This is a genomic window from Nonomuraea corallina, assembly GCF_027620315.1.
GTDB classification, from domain to species: Bacteria; Actinomycetota; Actinomycetes; order Streptosporangiales; family Streptosporangiaceae; genus Nonomuraea; species Nonomuraea corallina.
The window spans coordinates 1-13,289 of the sequence record NZ_JAPNNL010000006.1; the positions used below are offsets into that span (position 1 = coordinate 1).

Genomic DNA, 13,289 nt, shown 5'->3' on the forward strand with positions numbered 1-13,289 from the left:
GGCCGGCGCCGACGCGGTGGTGCCGCTCGACACCGACGACGTCGGCGAGCTGGCCGCCCGGTTCTCCGCGGCCCTCGACGGGCCGGCCGACCTGGTGCTCGACCCGCTCTTCGGCGTGCCCGCCGCGGCCGCGGCCCGGGTGCTGCGCCCCGGCGGCCGCCTGGTCAACCTCGGCGGCTCGGCCTCCGAGACCAGCCCGATCGACTCCTCGACGCTGCGCGGCAGGTCGCTGAGCCTGCTCGGCTACACCAACAACGAACTGACGCCCGATCAGCGCGCCGCAGCCCTCACCGAGATCGCGGAGCACTCGGCCCACGGCAGGCTGTCGGTCGTTCATGAGACGATGGCCCTCGACGATGCCGGGAACGCGTGGCGACATCAGGCGGTGGGCGCTCCTTCGGGGCGGATCGTCCTGTCCGTCCGCTGAGAAGCCGCTACCGTAGTCAGTAGCGCTCCGCGAACAGGAGATCACTCATGAGCGATGCCACTCCGCCGGTCCCGGGCGTGTCGGCCAGCACGCCGAGCGTCGCTCGCATCAACAACTATTTCGCGGGCGGCAAGGACAACTTCGCCATCGACCGCGAGATCGCCGAGAAGGTGCTCACCCTGGCCCCCGAGGCGAAGGACATCGGCACCCACGTCCAGGAGTTCCGCCAGCGGGTCGTGGCCCATCTGGTGAAGGCGGGCGTGCGGCAGTTCCTCCAGGTCGGCGCGTGGCTGCCGGTGCAGCGCAACGTCCACCAGATCGCGCAGGAGCTCGCGCCCGAGTCCCGGGCCGTCTACGTCGCCGACGACCCCGTCGCGCTCAACCACGCCCGCGCCCTGCTGGCCACCAACGAGCGGGTGGGCGTGGCCGAAGGCGTGATCCTCCAGCCCGACAAGATCGTCGAGCATCCGGTGACGCGGCAGCTCATCGACTTCTCCCAGCCGGTGATGGTGCTGCTCTTCGGCATGCTGCAGTACATCCCCGACGACTTCGGCGCCTACGAGAGCGTGGCGGCCCTGTGCGACCGCCTGGCGCCGGGCAGCTACGTCGCGATCACCCACGCGGTCTTCGACACCCGGCCCGACATCGCCGAGGCGGTCGCCGACATCTACCGCGACGCGCTCAAGCGGCCCACGGGAGGGCCGCGCACCATGGCCGAGGCCAGGCGCTTCTTCGACGGCCTGGAGCTGATCGAGCCCGGCTTCGTCTACGTCCGGCAGTGGCGCCCCGAGACCCCGGTCTCCGACGCCGAGGCGGTCAAGCACTGGGTCGCCGCCGGCGTCGGCCGCAAGCCCTGACCCTCCCGCCCCGCCGGCGTACGGCACGAGGCCGGAGGTGGGGCCGGAGCTGGGGCCGGCGGTGGCGCAGGGGCCCGGCCGCCGCGCGGCCGGGCCCCGAACGCGGCGAGCGTCCCGGCGGGGTCAGCGGCCAAGCTGGAGGCTGCGCACCGGGTGGGGACCTTCGGTCTCCAGCCGGTACTCCTCGCCGGACTTGTGCACGTTCTCCTCCATGACCAGCTCGGACGGCGGCCGCTCGCCGCCCATGAGCGCCTCCTGCATCTTCTCGAACCGCTCGTGCGCCTCCTGGACGTAGCCGGTGCCCAGCGTGGTGTAGTCGATCTGGGTGGCGAGCAGCTCGCGGATGTACGCCTTGTTCGGCTCGAACGTGACCGGGGCCGGCAGCTCCGGCGCCAGCACCTGCTCGGGGTCGCGGCCGTCGTGCCTCTTGAACAGCTCGGCGGCCAGCCGCAGGTGCTCCAGCTCCATGTTGAGGTGGAGCTCCCAGATGTTCTTCACCCGGGGGTCGGACTCGGTCTCCATGAAGGAGTGGTACAGGTAGCACTCGTTGTACTCGTGGTTGAGCAGCATCTCCCACCAGCTCTCGCCGGGGTCGACGAGCGACTCGTAGTGGGTGACGTGCTCCTCCTCGATCAGCCCGATCTCCTGGTAGAGCTGGCGGGCGATCGGCTCCATGTAGGTCGGGCCGACGTTCATGTAGAAGTTCATGGTCTGCTGCTCGGCCGCCATGATGGTCAGCGCGTGCAGCTTGGAGATCGGCGCGGCGCTGCTCTTGTCGTACGGCTCGCGCACGTTGTCCACCGGGTCGCGGTGGTGCAGGTAGGTCGGCCGGCCGGGCATGATCTCGGTCAGGTTGTCGACGATCTTCTCGGCCTTGCGGTGCTCGATCATCTCGTACAGGTTGGAGTACCGGTAGAGGTGGTCGAAGTCCTCCAGGACGCCGAACTGGTAGGCCTGCTTGAGGTACGGGTCGGGCTCCATGCGGGCGACCCAGGCGGTCAGGTCGACCGCGACCTGCTCGTAGGCGATGGTGGTCTCCAGCACCGAGGCGACGCCGGGAAGCAGCCAGTTGACCACCTTCTGCTGCTGCGCCTCGATGTAGCGGACGCGGGCGAGCTGCTGCTTGAGCTCGATGTCCGGGCAGTGGCGCGCGAGGTGGTGGCTGAAGAAGATCGCCTCGGTCTCGATGCCGTTCATGGCGATGATCCGGCAGCGGGTGTACGGGTCGGCGTGGTCGGGATCGATCGGCATGACGTTCAGCTCACGCCAGTTGCGCAGCTGCTTGTCCAGCGGGATGCCCCGCTCCTGCAAAGGGTTGAAGGTCATGGGCTTGTGCGCTCCTTCGAGCTGCTCGATGCGGCGGGGCTCGCACCCCGCTCCTGGCTCGGCCGCCCTGACACGCCCGCGGTTCCCCCTCCGCAACCGTGGTGTGCCGGGGGTGGGCGACGTCCGTCATCGGGCCTACCCGAGGGTTTGTCGAGCAATCCCCTCAGGTCGCCGCCGAACCGCACGGAAACAGTAAGCACATGCGTGACCAGGCGAGGCAGGGGTAGGCACCGGCGAGAAATCCGAGAGAACCGGTGAGAGGAGATGGGCTGTGACCAAGACGGCTCCGGAAAGAATGCAGGAGACGGACGTCATCGAACTGCTGATCGCGCAGCACGGCATGATCAGGAATCTGTTCGACGAGGTCGAACAGGCTCCGCCCGAGCGACGCGGCGAGGCCTTCACCCGGCTGGTGCGGCTGCTGGCCGTGCACGAGACGGCCGAGGAGGAGATCGTCCACCCCTACGCGCGCGCCAAGCTCGACGGCGGCTCGGGCGTCGTCGACGACCGGCTGGAGGAGGAGCGCGAGGCCAAGGAGCTCCTCCAGGAGATGGACCAGGCCGGCCCGGACGCGCCGGACTTCATGGACAACCTGGTGATGCTGCGCGCCGCCGTGGAGGCGCACGCCCGCGCCGAGGAGCGGTACGAGTTCGCCAAGATCGTCCAGCACACCACCGAGGCGGAGCGGCGCGCCATGGGCCTCGGCGTCAAGGCCGCTGAGGCCATGGCTCCCACCCACCCCCACCCCGGCACCGAGTCGGCGACCAAGAACGTGCTCATGGGCACTCCGGTCGCGATGATGGACCGCGCCAGGGACGTCATCCGCCAGGCCATGGGCAAGAAGGACTGAGGCGGGACTCCGGGGCGGTGTTCGACGTGCCGCCCCGGAGCGTCCTTTCAGTCGTCCGGGGCGGTCTCCGCGTGTTTCCGCCACAGCGGATACGGCAGGCCGGCGGCCCGGTTGATGACGAGGCCCTGGATGACGAGGCCCTGGATGACGAGGTCCCGCGGGTCACACGTCGCTCCGCTTCCAGCCGGGCCGGAGCGCCGCGGTGCCGAGGTTCCTCGGGTCGCGGGCACGGTAGACGATGTACGGCCTGAACAGGTACTGCACGGGCGCGGCGAACGCGTGGACCAGCCGGGTGAACGGCACGATCGCGAACAGCACCAGCCCGGTGATCGTGTGGACGCGGTACTCGATCGGCGTGCGCGCCATGAGCGCCACCTCGGGCTGGAACACGAAGAGGCTCCGCACCCACGGCGAGACGTCGACGCGGTAGTCGTAGTGCAGCGTCGAAGCGTTGATCAGCGTGGTGGCCAGCCCCGCCGTCAGCGCCGCGACCAGGAAGACGTACATGGCCTTGTCGTTGACGGTCGTGGCCAGGAAGACCGGCCCGGTGGTGCGCCGCCGCCAGATGAGCAGGGCGATGCCGGCGTAGGTGAGCACGCCGGCGACGATGCCGAGCGTGACGGCCAGGAAGCTGTAGAAGGTCTCGCTGACCCCGACCGCGGCCGTCCAGCCGGCCGGGATGAACAGGCCGAGTATGTGCCCCAACAGCACGACGAGCAGACCGAAGTGGAACATCGGGCTGCCCCACCGCAGCAGCCGCGACTCGTACAGCTCGGACGAGCGGGTCGTCCAGCCGAACTTGTCGTAGCGGTATCTCCAGATGAGGCCGCTGATCAGGATGGCCACGGCGATGTAGGGGAACGCGCCCCACAGGAAGATGTCAACGGGCGATGGCATCGGGCACCTTCCCGATCGGAGAGGGCGGGAGCTCCCGGCTCCGGCCCAGCGCGGACGAGATCACTTGAGACCCCCGGTGGTGGCGATGGGATGCGAGGAGGGGAGTCCGATGGCGTCCAGCCCGACCAGTTCAGGACCGCCGCCGAGCGGGCGGCGGGCCATCCGGGCGGCCTCCTCCGGGGTGCCGGGCGAGGCCCCGGGCAGCGTGCCGCACACCGCCTCCAGCAGCCGGGCGTACGGCGTGGCGGCCTTGATCAGGGCGAACTTCAGCAGTTCGAGCCCGGCCCGGTGCTCCTGGAGCAGCGCCGTCCCGTCCGCGCGCTCCAGGGTCGCGTACTCCAGGACCACCGGCAGGTAGTCGGGCAGCTCGTCGCTGCCCGGCGGCGTCAGGCCGTGCGCCCGGTAGCGCTCCTTGATCGCGGCCAGGGAGAGCCCGCGGCGGCGGGTGTCGCCGTCGGTCCACCAGGTCAGGTGCAGCGAGCGGCGGTTGCGCAGGTCGAAGACCGACACGTAGTGCTCCTCGGCCCGCAGCGGCTCCTGGCCCGCCAGGTGCTCGGCGAACGCGGCGACGGCGGCCACCGGCGGATGCGCGCCGGTCTCGGCCAGCGCCGCCCTGATCAGCGGCAGCCGGTCGAACAGCTCCCGGTCGGGGTAGCGCAGGCACAGCCCGGCCGCCCGGCGCACCACGGCCACGCCGTCGGCGGACAGCCGGGACCGCCGCGAAAGCCGCCTCATCACGACTCCCCGCCCTCGCCTCGCCCGCTGACCTCGCCCGGCCCGGCGCCCGGCTCCTCGCCCCTGTCCACGTGCCCGTCCCGACGGCCGTCCCCATGGCCGTCCCCATGGCCGTCGCCGTCTTCCCGCCGCTTCGGGAACAGCCCTTCGGGGAGGCCGCGGCCGTCCCAGTTGAGCAGGTTGATCCGGCCCCGGTGGCCGGCGGTCTCGGCGGCCGACTCCGAGGTCTGGCGTTCACGCAGCCCGTGGAAGGTCTCCACGGACAGCGGCGCCGGCCGGCCGGACGCCTCGCCGAACGGTCCCGACGACTCGGTCCCGCCCATCCCCGGGCCGCCCTCGTAGTCGAGGCTGCACCCGCTCAGCTCGGTCTCCTCCAGCCTGCGCACGTCTCCGGCGGCGGCCGTGGGGATGACGTAACGCTCCTCGTACTTCGCCAGGGAGAGCAGCCGGAACATGCGGTCCAGCTTGTCGACGTCGAAGCCGACCGAGGCGGCGATCTCCGGGTCGACCGGCTCGCCGAGGTTGATCCGCCGCCGGTGCGAGCGCATCGCGGCCAGCCGCCGCAGCGCCAGCTCGACCGGGGCCGGGTCGCCCGCCGTGAACAGCTCGGCCAGGTACGAGACCGGGATGCGGAGCGTGTCGATGGCGCCGAACAGGTTCCGGTAGTCCTCGCCGTCGTGGCCCGAGGCGGTGATCGCCTCCACCACCGGCGACAGCGGCGGCACGTACCAGACCATCGGCAGCGTGCGGTACTCCGGATGCAGCGGCAGGGCCACGCCGTAGGTGGCGATCAGGTCGTAGACGGGCGAGCGGCGGGCCGCCTGGACCCAGTCGTGCGGGATGCCCGCCTGCTCGGCGGCCCGCCGCACCTCCGGGTCGTGCGGGTTCAGGAACAGGCCGAGCTGCGCCGGGTAGAGGTCCTGCTCGCGTGGGGTGGCCGCGGCCTCCGGCGCCCGGTCGGCGTCGTACAGCAGCACGCCGATGTAGCGCAGCCGGCCGACGCAGGTCTCGGAGCAGACGGTGGGCTGGCCGACCTCGATGCGCGGGAAGCAGAACGTGCACTTCTCGGCCTTGCCGGTGCGGTGGTTGAAGTACATCTTCTTGTACGGGCAGCCCGTGACGCACATCCGCCAGCCGCGGCAGCGGTCCTGGTCGACCAGCACGATCCCGTCCTCGACCCGCTTGTAGAGCGCGCCGGACGGGCAGGACGCCACGCACGACGGGTTGATGCAGTGCTCGCAGATGCGCGGCAGGTAGAACATGAAGGTCTGTTCGAGCTCCATCCGCACCTTGTCCTGGATCCGCTGCAGGACGACGTCGTCGCTCTCGTGCTCCGGCATGCCGCCCAGGTTGTCGTCCCAGTTGGCCGACCAGGTGATGGTGTTCATCCGTTCGCCGCTGATGAGCGAGCGGGGCGCCGCCACCGGGAAGTCGTCACCGGCGGGGGTGTCGAACAGGGCGTTGTAGTCGTAGGTCCACGGCTCGTAGTAGTCGCGGATGTTGGGCAGCAGCGGGTTGGCGAAGATGCTCGCCAGCCGCCGCGCCCGGCCGCCCGCTCGGGGCACCAGCCGGCCCCGCGAGGTCAGCTTCCAGCCTCCCCGCCAGCGTTCCTGGTCTTCGTAGCGGCGCGGGTAGCCCTGCCCGGGGCGCGTCTCCACGTTGTTGAACCACACGTACTCGACGCCGGGCCGGCTCGTCCACGTCTGCTTGCAGGTGACCGAGCAGGTGTGACACCCGATGCACTTGTCGAGGTTCATCACCATGCAGATCTGGGCCATGACGCGCATCAGTACTCGACCTTCTGGGTCCGCCGGCGGATCACCGTGATCTCGTCACGCTGGGTGCCGACCGGGCCCATGTAGTTGAGGAAGAACGAGAGCTGGGCGTAACCGCCGATGAAGTGGGTGGGTTTGACGAGCACGCGGGTCAGCGAGTTGTGGATGCCGCCCCGCTTTCCGGTGGCCTCGCTCTTCGGGACGGCGATGACGCGGTCCTGGGCGTGGTGCATGTAGACCGTCCCGGCCGGCATCCGGTAGGACACGATGGCCCGCGCCACCACCACCCCGTTGCGGTTGACCGCCTCGATCCAGTCGTTGTCGGCGACGCCGATGGCCTCGGCGTCCTGCGGGCTGATCCAGATGACCTGGCCGCCCCGCGACAGCGACAGCATGATCAGGTTGTCCTGGTACTCCGAGTGGATGGACCACTTGTTGTGCGGGGTGAGGTAGCGCACGGTCACCTCCCGCGCGCCGTCCACGCCGAGGACGGGCTCGCCGAACAGCCGGTGCATGTTCAGCGGCGGCCGGTACGTCGGCAGGTTCTCGCCTAGCTCGGTGATCCAGTCGTGGTCGAGGAAGAAGTGCATGCGCCCTGTCAGGGTGTGCCAGGGCTTGTCGTGCTCGGTGTTGATGGTGAAGGCGCTGTACTGGCGTTCCGGGGTCTCGATGCCCGCCCATTCGGGGCTGGTGATGGTGGTCTGCGGATGCGCCTGGGTGGACGCGTAGGTGATGCGGCGGTCGGCGTCCGAGCGGGCGAGGTCGGCCAGCCCGTCGCCGCCCACCTTCCTGGCCAGGGTGCGGAACCCCTGGTCGGCCAGGCGCCCGTTGGTCGAGCCGGACAGCGCCAGGATCGCCTCGCACGCCTTCTTGGCGGTGTCGATCAACGGCAGGCCGTCGGCGGGGCCGCCGCGCGCGAGGCCGTTCGCCTGGCCCAGCAGCCTGATCTCGTGATCCACCTGGTACGTGATGCCCTTGCAGGGCACACCCTTGGACGCGGCGAGCGGGCCGAGGGTGCGCAGTTGGGCGGAGATCGCCGTGTAGTCGCGCTCGACGACAGTCAGGCTCGGCATGGTCCTGCCGGGGACCGGGGTCGACCCGTCGGCCCGCCAGTCCTGCGCCAGGCCCGTGGGGTTGCCCAGTTCGCCGGGCGAGTCGTGCAGGAAGGGCATGGCCACCAGGTCGTACCGGGTGCCCAGGTGCTCGCCGGCCAGCTCGGACACGCCGTCGGCGAGGTCGTTGAAGATCTCGAAGTCGGTGCGGGCCTGCCAGGGCGGTTCCACCGCCGGGTTGAACGAGTGCACGTACGGGTGCATGTCGGTCGAGTTCAGGTCGTGTTTCTCGTACCAGGTCGCGGCCGGCAGCACGATGTCGGACAGCAGGGTCGTGGACGTCATCCGGAAGTCCAGCGAGAGCAGCAGGTCGAGCTTGCCCTCGGGCGCGGGGTCGCGCCAGCGCACGTCGCGTGGCCGGACGTTCTCGGGCGTCTCGGTGGCCCGCAGGTTGCTGTGCGTGCCCAGCAGGTGGCGCTGGAAGTACTCGGCGCCCTTGGCGGACGAGCCCAGCAGGTTGGCCCGCCACGCGATGAGGATGCGCGGCCAGTTGTCCGGATGGTCCGGGTCCTCGGCGCAGAACCTCAGCCGGCCCGCCGCCAGCTCCTCCGCGACGTGCTCGCCCGGGTCCCGGCCGGCGGCGCGGGCCTCGTCGGCCAGGTCCAGCGGGTTGCGGTCGAAGGTGGGGTAGGAGGGCATCCAGCCGAGCCGGGCCGACCGGGCCAGGATGTCGACCGCCGTCATCCCCGCGAAGTGCCCCTTGCCGAGCGGCGAGCTCAGGGCGTCGGCGTGGAAGTGGTCGTAGCGCCACTGGCCGGTGTTGAGGAAGAAGAAGCCGGTGGCGATCATCTGCCGGCTCGGCCGCTTCCAGTCGTTCGCGGTGGCCAGCGTGGTCCAGCCGGTGAGCGGGCGGCACTTCTCCTGGCCGACGTAGTGGGCCCAGCCTCCGCCGTTGCGCCCCACACAGCCGGTGATCAGCAACAGCGTGATGAAGTTGCGGTACGTGGTCTCCGAATGGAACCAGTGGTTGGTGCCGGCGCCCATGAGGATCATGCAGCGGCCGTCGGTGCTCTCGGCGGTCATGGCGAACTCGCGGGCGATCCGGACGGCCGCCGCGGCCGGCACCGAGGTGATCGTCTCCTGCCAGGCCGGGGTGCCGGGCGAGTCCGCGTCGTCGTACCCGCTCGGCCACTCGCCCGGCAGGCCGTCCCTGCCGACGCCGTAGCGGGCCAGCACCAGGTCGTACACCGTGGTGACCAGCGGCCCGCCGGGCGTCAGCCGGACGGCCGGGACGCCGCGCCGGAGCACCGCCCCCGAGCCGTCGGCGGTGTCGAACCGGGGCAGCAGCAGCTCGGCGCCCACGGCGCCGGGCAGGTCGTGCAGGGTGAGCCGGGGCACGACGTCGCCGAGGTCGAGGTTCCAGCGTCCGTCCTCGTCCGACCAGCGGTCGGCGACGGTGCCGGAGGGGGCGACCACGTCGCCGGTGACCTCGTCCACCACCAGGGTGCGCCATTCGGCGTTCTGGGTCGCGGCGTACGCCCCGCCGAGGTCGGCGGCGCGCAGGAACCGCCCCGGGACGTACGCGCCGTCCTTCTCCTCCAGCCGGACCAGGAACGGCATGTCAGTGAAACGGCGCACATAGCGCAGGAAGTACGGCACCTGCCGCTCGACGAAGAACTCACGCAGGATCACCTGGCCCATCGCGTGGGCCAGCGCCCCATCGGTGCCGGGATGGGGGTGCAGCCAGTCGTCGGCGAACTTGCTATTGTCGGCATAGTCGGGGGAGACCACGACGACCTTCTGGCCGTTGTAGCGGGCCTCGACCATCCAGTGGGCGTCGGGCGTGCGGGTGACGGGGACGTTCGACCCCCACATCATCAGGTAGGCCGCGTCCCACCAGTCGCCGGACACCGGCACGTCGGTCTGGTCGCCGAACACCTGCGGGGAGGCCACCGGCAGGTCGGCGTACCAGTCGTAGAACGACAGCGCCTGGCCCCCGATCAGCGACAGGAACCGGGTGCCGACCGCATGGGAGAGCATCGACTGGCCGGGGATGGGGGTGAACCCGACGATCCGGTCGGGACCGTGCTGCTTGATCGTGTGCACGTGGGCGGCGGCGATCATCTCCAGCGCCTCGTCCCAGGTCGTGCGCACCAGCCCGCCCTTGCCCCGCGCCTGCTGGTAGCGGCGCCGCCGCTCCGGGTCGCCCACGACGTCCGCCCAGGCCAGGACCGGGTCGCCGAGCCGGGCGCGGGCCTCGCGGTACATCTCCACGAGGACGCCGCGCGCGTACGGGTAGCGCACCCGGGTCGGATGGTAGGTGTACCAGGAGAACGCCGCGCCCCGGGGGCAGCCCCTGGGCTCGTACTCGGGACGGTCGGGGCCGGCCGTCGGATAGTCGGTCTCCTGGGTCTCCCAGGTGATGATCCCGTCCTTGACGTACACCTTCCAGGAGCAGGAGCCCGTGCAGTTCACCCCATGGGTGGAGCGCACGATCTTGTCGTGCGACCAGCGGTCGCGGTAGAAGACCTCGCCCGCCCGTCCGCCCCGGTAGGACACGTCCCTCAGGTCGTGCGAATAGACGCCCCGGCTGAAGAAGTCCCCGATCCGCAGGAGCGCCGCCGTGGCTCCCCCTTTGGGCTCCTCCGCCGTTCGCTCGTTGACCATGGCGTGTATCTACCAGCGGTGACAGCGGGCAACCGGGCTGGACCTTATACGTAACGTAATAGCTCGATCGCGGAATGTCCGCTCATCTCATCACGCGCTGGCCGCGCCGTCGACGACCAGGTCGTGCCCGGCGACGAAGCCCGACGGGCCTGAGGCCGCGAGCCGGCCCTCGTCCCGCCCGGTGATCATCACTGTGGCGCCCGTGGCCGTGAACGCGCGCGCGGTGGCGTAACCGATGCCGGAGGAGCCTCCGGTGGCGAGAACGATCTTGCCCCGCATCCGCCCACCTAATCGGTCAAGTTAGGCTCGGTGGGTGGGGGGTAGGCGGCGGGACCAGAACATCCGTCCCGAGGGAGCTCTCATGAACACCCCGCGAACCACCAGCCGCACTCCCGTGCAGTTAGCCGCACTCGTCACCGGGGTGGTGTTCCTGCTGGTCGGTGTCCTCGGGTTCGTTCCCGGGATCACCACGAACTTCGACCAGCTCCAGTTCGCCTCGCACGAGTCCGACGCCATGCTCCTGGGCGTGTTCCAGGTGTCGATCCTGCACAACATCGTGCACCTGCTGTTCGGGGTCGCCGGCGTCGTCCTGGCCCGTACCTGGTCGGGCGCCCGTAACTTCCTGATCGGCGGCGGGGTCGTCTATCTGCTGCTGTGGATCTACGGCATGCTCGTCGGCCACGACACCCCGGCGAACTTCGTGCCGGTCAACGACGCGGACAACTGGCTCCACCTGTTCCTGGGTGTCGCCATGGTCGCGCTGGGCGTGCTGCTGACGCGGCGCCGCCCGAGCGCCATCCGCTAGCCCGGCGCCTCGAACCCGTGCGCGGCCTTCGGGCGGCGCACGGGTTTCGCATGTCGGTTCAGGCCCCGCTCCGGCGCCGCCCGCCGGACGGCCGGGCGGCCGGCACCGCCCTGGCCAGCACCCAGCCGACCGCGCCCACGAGCACGCCGACCAGGATCCCGGTGAACACGCTGCTGCCGAACGCGAACGTCCGCATCAGCGCCTCCTCCGCCCCCGGCGCCAGCGCGCCCGCCAGGTCCCCGCCCAGCCGCGGCGGCTCACCGAACGCCGCGGACCAGAGCAACTGGTGAGTGACCGCGAGCAGCACCCCGTAGGCGCCGCCGATCGCCAGCAGGGTCAGGAACGGGTTCGGCACCCGCCTCCACAGCACGACGCCCAGCCAGACGATGACCGGCAGGAACGTCAGGACCGCGTTGATCACCGGGCCGACCAGGCCCAGATCGTGCGCGATCACCCGCGGCACGCCGAGCAGGGCCAGTCCCACGATCATGACCGGGGACATTCCGAGAGAGCTCGTCTTCCTCATCGCCCGACCGTAGGAGCACGGCCCGGCCTCCGGCGTCACCCCGCGGTTGTCTCCTCCGTACCCGCGGGCGCGTACGCGACCGCCAGGCCCGTAGGCGGGAGGATGTACGCGAACCCCGGCCTCGCCAAGGCGATCGACCTGCTGTCCTAGGCGAGTCCTAGGCGTACGCGGCGACCACCCCGGTGATCGTCACCAGGAGCCCGGCGGCGGTGACGACCACCCCTGGGGCGACCCATCTCCGGCGCGCCCCCGGCCCGCCCCACCAGTACGCGACCACGTACGGGAGGAAGCCCAGCCCGGCCAGCCCCGCGGCCGGGACGGCGGAGACGCTCAGCACGCCCTTGATCCCGTCGGGCAGCGCGCGGGTCCCGTCGGGGGTGAGCCGGGCGTGCGTCACGTCGCCCACGCCGGAGTCGGGAGAGGCCGACACCGGCACGGCCGGCCCGCCGTCGTCAGGGACGAACCGCCCCCGGCAGTCGTAGCGGCCACGGCCCAGCGGCTCGCAGGAGATCACGGTGAGCGTCCCGGGCGTGCCGACGTGGCCGAGCGCGAGCCGGTAGCCGGGCACCGCCACCGGGATGGGTGTCAGGCAGACGGCCAGCCAGAGCAGGACGAGCAGAATCCGGACAGGGTTCCCCATGCGGGACAGGATCGGGGAGGCGACTTGCGGATGGCTTGGCCCCCGCTGCAGCCGCTAGGACGCGCTCACCACCGGAGGCCCCTCACTGGCCTGCACCAGCACGAACCCCTGGCCCTGGAACGCGAGCTGCATGGCCTCGCCGCTGCCCCGCCCGATCAGCGCGCCGGCCTTGAAGGTGCGGTTGACGCCGACGTGCAGCCCGGCGCTCCAGCAGACGGCCGACTGCCCGTCGGCGAAGGTCGGCATGCGGCCCGCGTCGAGCATGACCGGGGTGCCGTGGGTGGTGACCGCCACCCAGCCGGTGCCGGTGAGCGTGGTGTTGAACAGCCCGCCCGCCGCGACGCCGGCCCCCTGCACCCGCTGGATGTCCCAGTTGATCCCCGGTTCGAAGGCGAGCAGGTTGCGGCCGTTGACGGTCAGGCCCTCGTTCTCCAGGTAGAACAGGTGGATGTCGTCGGCGTTGTCGGCGAGGTAGAGCGCCCCCTGCCCGCGCACCCGCATGAGAGAGGCGCCCTCGCCGGTCATCGCCTTCTTGAACAGCTTGCCCAGCCCGCCCGAGCCCTCGTAGTCGAAGTCCCAGGCGCCCTGGAAGGCGACCATGGACCCCTGCTTGGCGAGCACCTCGGGCAGCTCGACCCGGAGCATCTTGCCGTTCTGCAGGACGAAGCCGGGCGGGAGCCGCTGGGCGTCGAAGTTGCCGAAGATCGGACTGCGCACGGGTTCACCTTTCAA

General features: G+C 70.9%; 13 protein-coding genes. 4 read left to right on the top strand and 9 right to left on the bottom strand.

What is annotated here, in order from left to right:
• A partial coding sequence (locus OUY22_RS02675) for a zinc-binding dehydrogenase (protein WP_270153080.1) occupies positions 1-427 on the top strand: 427 nt, incomplete at its 5' end.
• Positions 428-474: 47 nt separating this feature from the next.
• Entirely contained in the window at positions 475-1,284 is an 810-nt protein-coding gene (locus tag OUY22_RS02680; RefSeq protein ID WP_270153081.1) for an SAM-dependent methyltransferase, read from the top strand.
• 123 nt (positions 1,285-1,407) lie between these two features.
• On the opposite strand, the gene OUY22_RS02685 is transcribed toward OUY22_RS02680, so the two are convergent.
• Complete coding sequence (locus tag OUY22_RS02685) at positions 1,408-2,610, bottom strand: hypothetical protein (protein ID WP_270153082.1); 1,203 nt, start codon at positions 2,608-2,610, stop codon at positions 1,408-1,410.
• A gap of 271 nt (positions 2,611-2,881) precedes the next feature.
• On the opposite strand from OUY22_RS02685, the gene OUY22_RS02690 reads away from it, so the two are divergent.
• Positions 2,882-3,460 (top strand): hemerythrin domain-containing protein, encoded by a 579-nt coding sequence (locus OUY22_RS02690; RefSeq protein WP_270153083.1) that lies wholly within the window; start codon positions 2,882-2,884, stop codon positions 3,458-3,460.
• A gap of 162 nt (positions 3,461-3,622) precedes the next feature.
• Here OUY22_RS02690 and narI read toward each other — a convergent pair whose 3' ends face one another.
• The 5 genes from narI to OUY22_RS02715 all read right to left on the bottom strand — a co-directional run bounded on the left by narI (position 3,623) and on the right by OUY22_RS02715 (position 10,865).
• Positions 3,623-4,357, bottom strand: a complete 735-nt coding sequence (narI, locus tag OUY22_RS02695; protein WP_270153084.1) for a respiratory nitrate reductase subunit gamma — start codon at positions 4,355-4,357, stop codon at positions 3,623-3,625.
• A 60-nt stretch (positions 4,358-4,417) separates the two neighbouring features.
• Positions 4,418-5,092, bottom strand: coding sequence for a nitrate reductase molybdenum cofactor assembly chaperone (gene narJ / locus OUY22_RS02700; protein ID WP_270153085.1), 675 nt, complete (start codon positions 5,090-5,092; stop codon positions 4,418-4,420).
• The gene (gene narH, locus OUY22_RS02705; RefSeq protein ID WP_270153086.1) at positions 5,092-6,879 is read right to left on the bottom strand and encodes a nitrate reductase subunit beta; all 1,788 of its coding nucleotides are present in this window, start codon (positions 6,877-6,879) and stop codon (positions 5,092-5,094) included. Before narH ends, narJ begins: the two co-directional genes overlap by 1 nt.
• Positions 6,879-10,586 (bottom strand): nitrate reductase subunit alpha, encoded by a 3,708-nt coding sequence (locus OUY22_RS02710; RefSeq protein WP_270153087.1) that lies wholly within the window; start codon positions 10,584-10,586, stop codon positions 6,879-6,881. Before OUY22_RS02710 ends, narH begins: the two co-directional genes overlap by 1 nt.
• 90 nt (positions 10,587-10,676) lie before the next feature.
• Positions 10,677-10,865 carry an SDR family NAD(P)-dependent oxidoreductase gene (locus tag OUY22_RS02715; RefSeq protein ID WP_270153088.1) on the bottom strand — a complete coding sequence of 63 codons (189 nt, stop codon included), beginning with the start codon at positions 10,863-10,865 and terminating at the stop codon, positions 10,677-10,679.
• Between the two features lie 82 nt (positions 10,866-10,947).
• Here OUY22_RS02715 and OUY22_RS02720 point away from each other — a divergent pair, with 82 nt between their 5' ends.
• Positions 10,948-11,391: a DUF4383 domain-containing protein gene (locus OUY22_RS02720; RefSeq protein ID WP_270153089.1), complete on the top strand. Its 444-nt coding sequence runs from the start codon at positions 10,948-10,950 to the stop codon at positions 11,389-11,391.
• A gap of 58 nt (positions 11,392-11,449) precedes the next feature.
• On the opposite strand, the gene OUY22_RS02725 is transcribed toward OUY22_RS02720, so the two are convergent.
• From OUY22_RS02725 to OUY22_RS02735, 3 genes are all read right to left on the bottom strand, one after another.
• The gene (locus OUY22_RS02725; protein ID WP_270153090.1) at positions 11,450-11,917 is read right to left on the bottom strand and encodes a hypothetical protein; all 468 of its coding nucleotides are present in this window, start codon (positions 11,915-11,917) and stop codon (positions 11,450-11,452) included.
• 157 nt (positions 11,918-12,074) lie between these two features.
• Positions 12,075-12,557, bottom strand: coding sequence for a hypothetical protein (locus tag OUY22_RS02730; RefSeq protein ID WP_270153091.1), 483 nt, complete (start codon positions 12,555-12,557; stop codon positions 12,075-12,077).
• 54 nt (positions 12,558-12,611) lie between these two features.
• Complete coding sequence (locus OUY22_RS02735) at positions 12,612-13,274, bottom strand: AIM24 family protein (protein ID WP_270153092.1); 663 nt, start codon at positions 13,272-13,274, stop codon at positions 12,612-12,614.
• Positions 13,275-13,289 lie beyond the last annotated feature (15 nt).

Excerpts from the sequence above, each read along its gene's own strand:
- OUY22_RS02715 (WP_270153088.1), bottom strand. The coding sequence starts at position 10,865 with ATGCGGGGCAAGATCGTTCTCGCCACCGGAGGCTCCTCCGGCATCGGT.
- OUY22_RS02720 (WP_270153089.1), top strand. The coding sequence starts at position 10,948 with ATGAACACCCCGCGAACCACCAGCCGCACTCCCGTGCAGTTAGCCGCA.
- narJ (WP_270153085.1), bottom strand. The coding sequence starts at position 5,092 with ATGAGGCGGCTTTCGCGGCGGTCCCGGCTGTCCGCCGACGGCGTGGCC.
- OUY22_RS02710 (WP_270153087.1), bottom strand. The coding sequence starts at position 10,586 with ATGGTCAACGAGCGAACGGCGGAGGAGCCCAAAGGGGGAGCCACGGCG.
- OUY22_RS02725 (WP_270153090.1), bottom strand. The coding sequence starts at position 11,917 with ATGAGGAAGACGAGCTCTCTCGGAATGTCCCCGGTCATGATCGTGGGA.
- OUY22_RS02680 (WP_270153081.1), top strand. The coding sequence starts at position 475 with ATGAGCGATGCCACTCCGCCGGTCCCGGGCGTGTCGGCCAGCACGCCG.
- narH (WP_270153086.1), bottom strand. The coding sequence starts at position 6,879 with ATGCGCGTCATGGCCCAGATCTGCATGGTGATGAACCTCGACAAGTGC.
- OUY22_RS02730 (WP_270153091.1), bottom strand. The coding sequence starts at position 12,557 with ATGGGGAACCCTGTCCGGATTCTGCTCGTCCTGCTCTGGCTGGCCGTC.
- OUY22_RS02685 (WP_270153082.1), bottom strand. The coding sequence starts at position 2,610 with ATGACCTTCAACCCTTTGCAGGAGCGGGGCATCCCGCTGGACAAGCAG.
- narI (WP_270153084.1), bottom strand. The coding sequence starts at position 4,357 with ATGCCATCGCCCGTTGACATCTTCCTGTGGGGCGCGTTCCCCTACATC.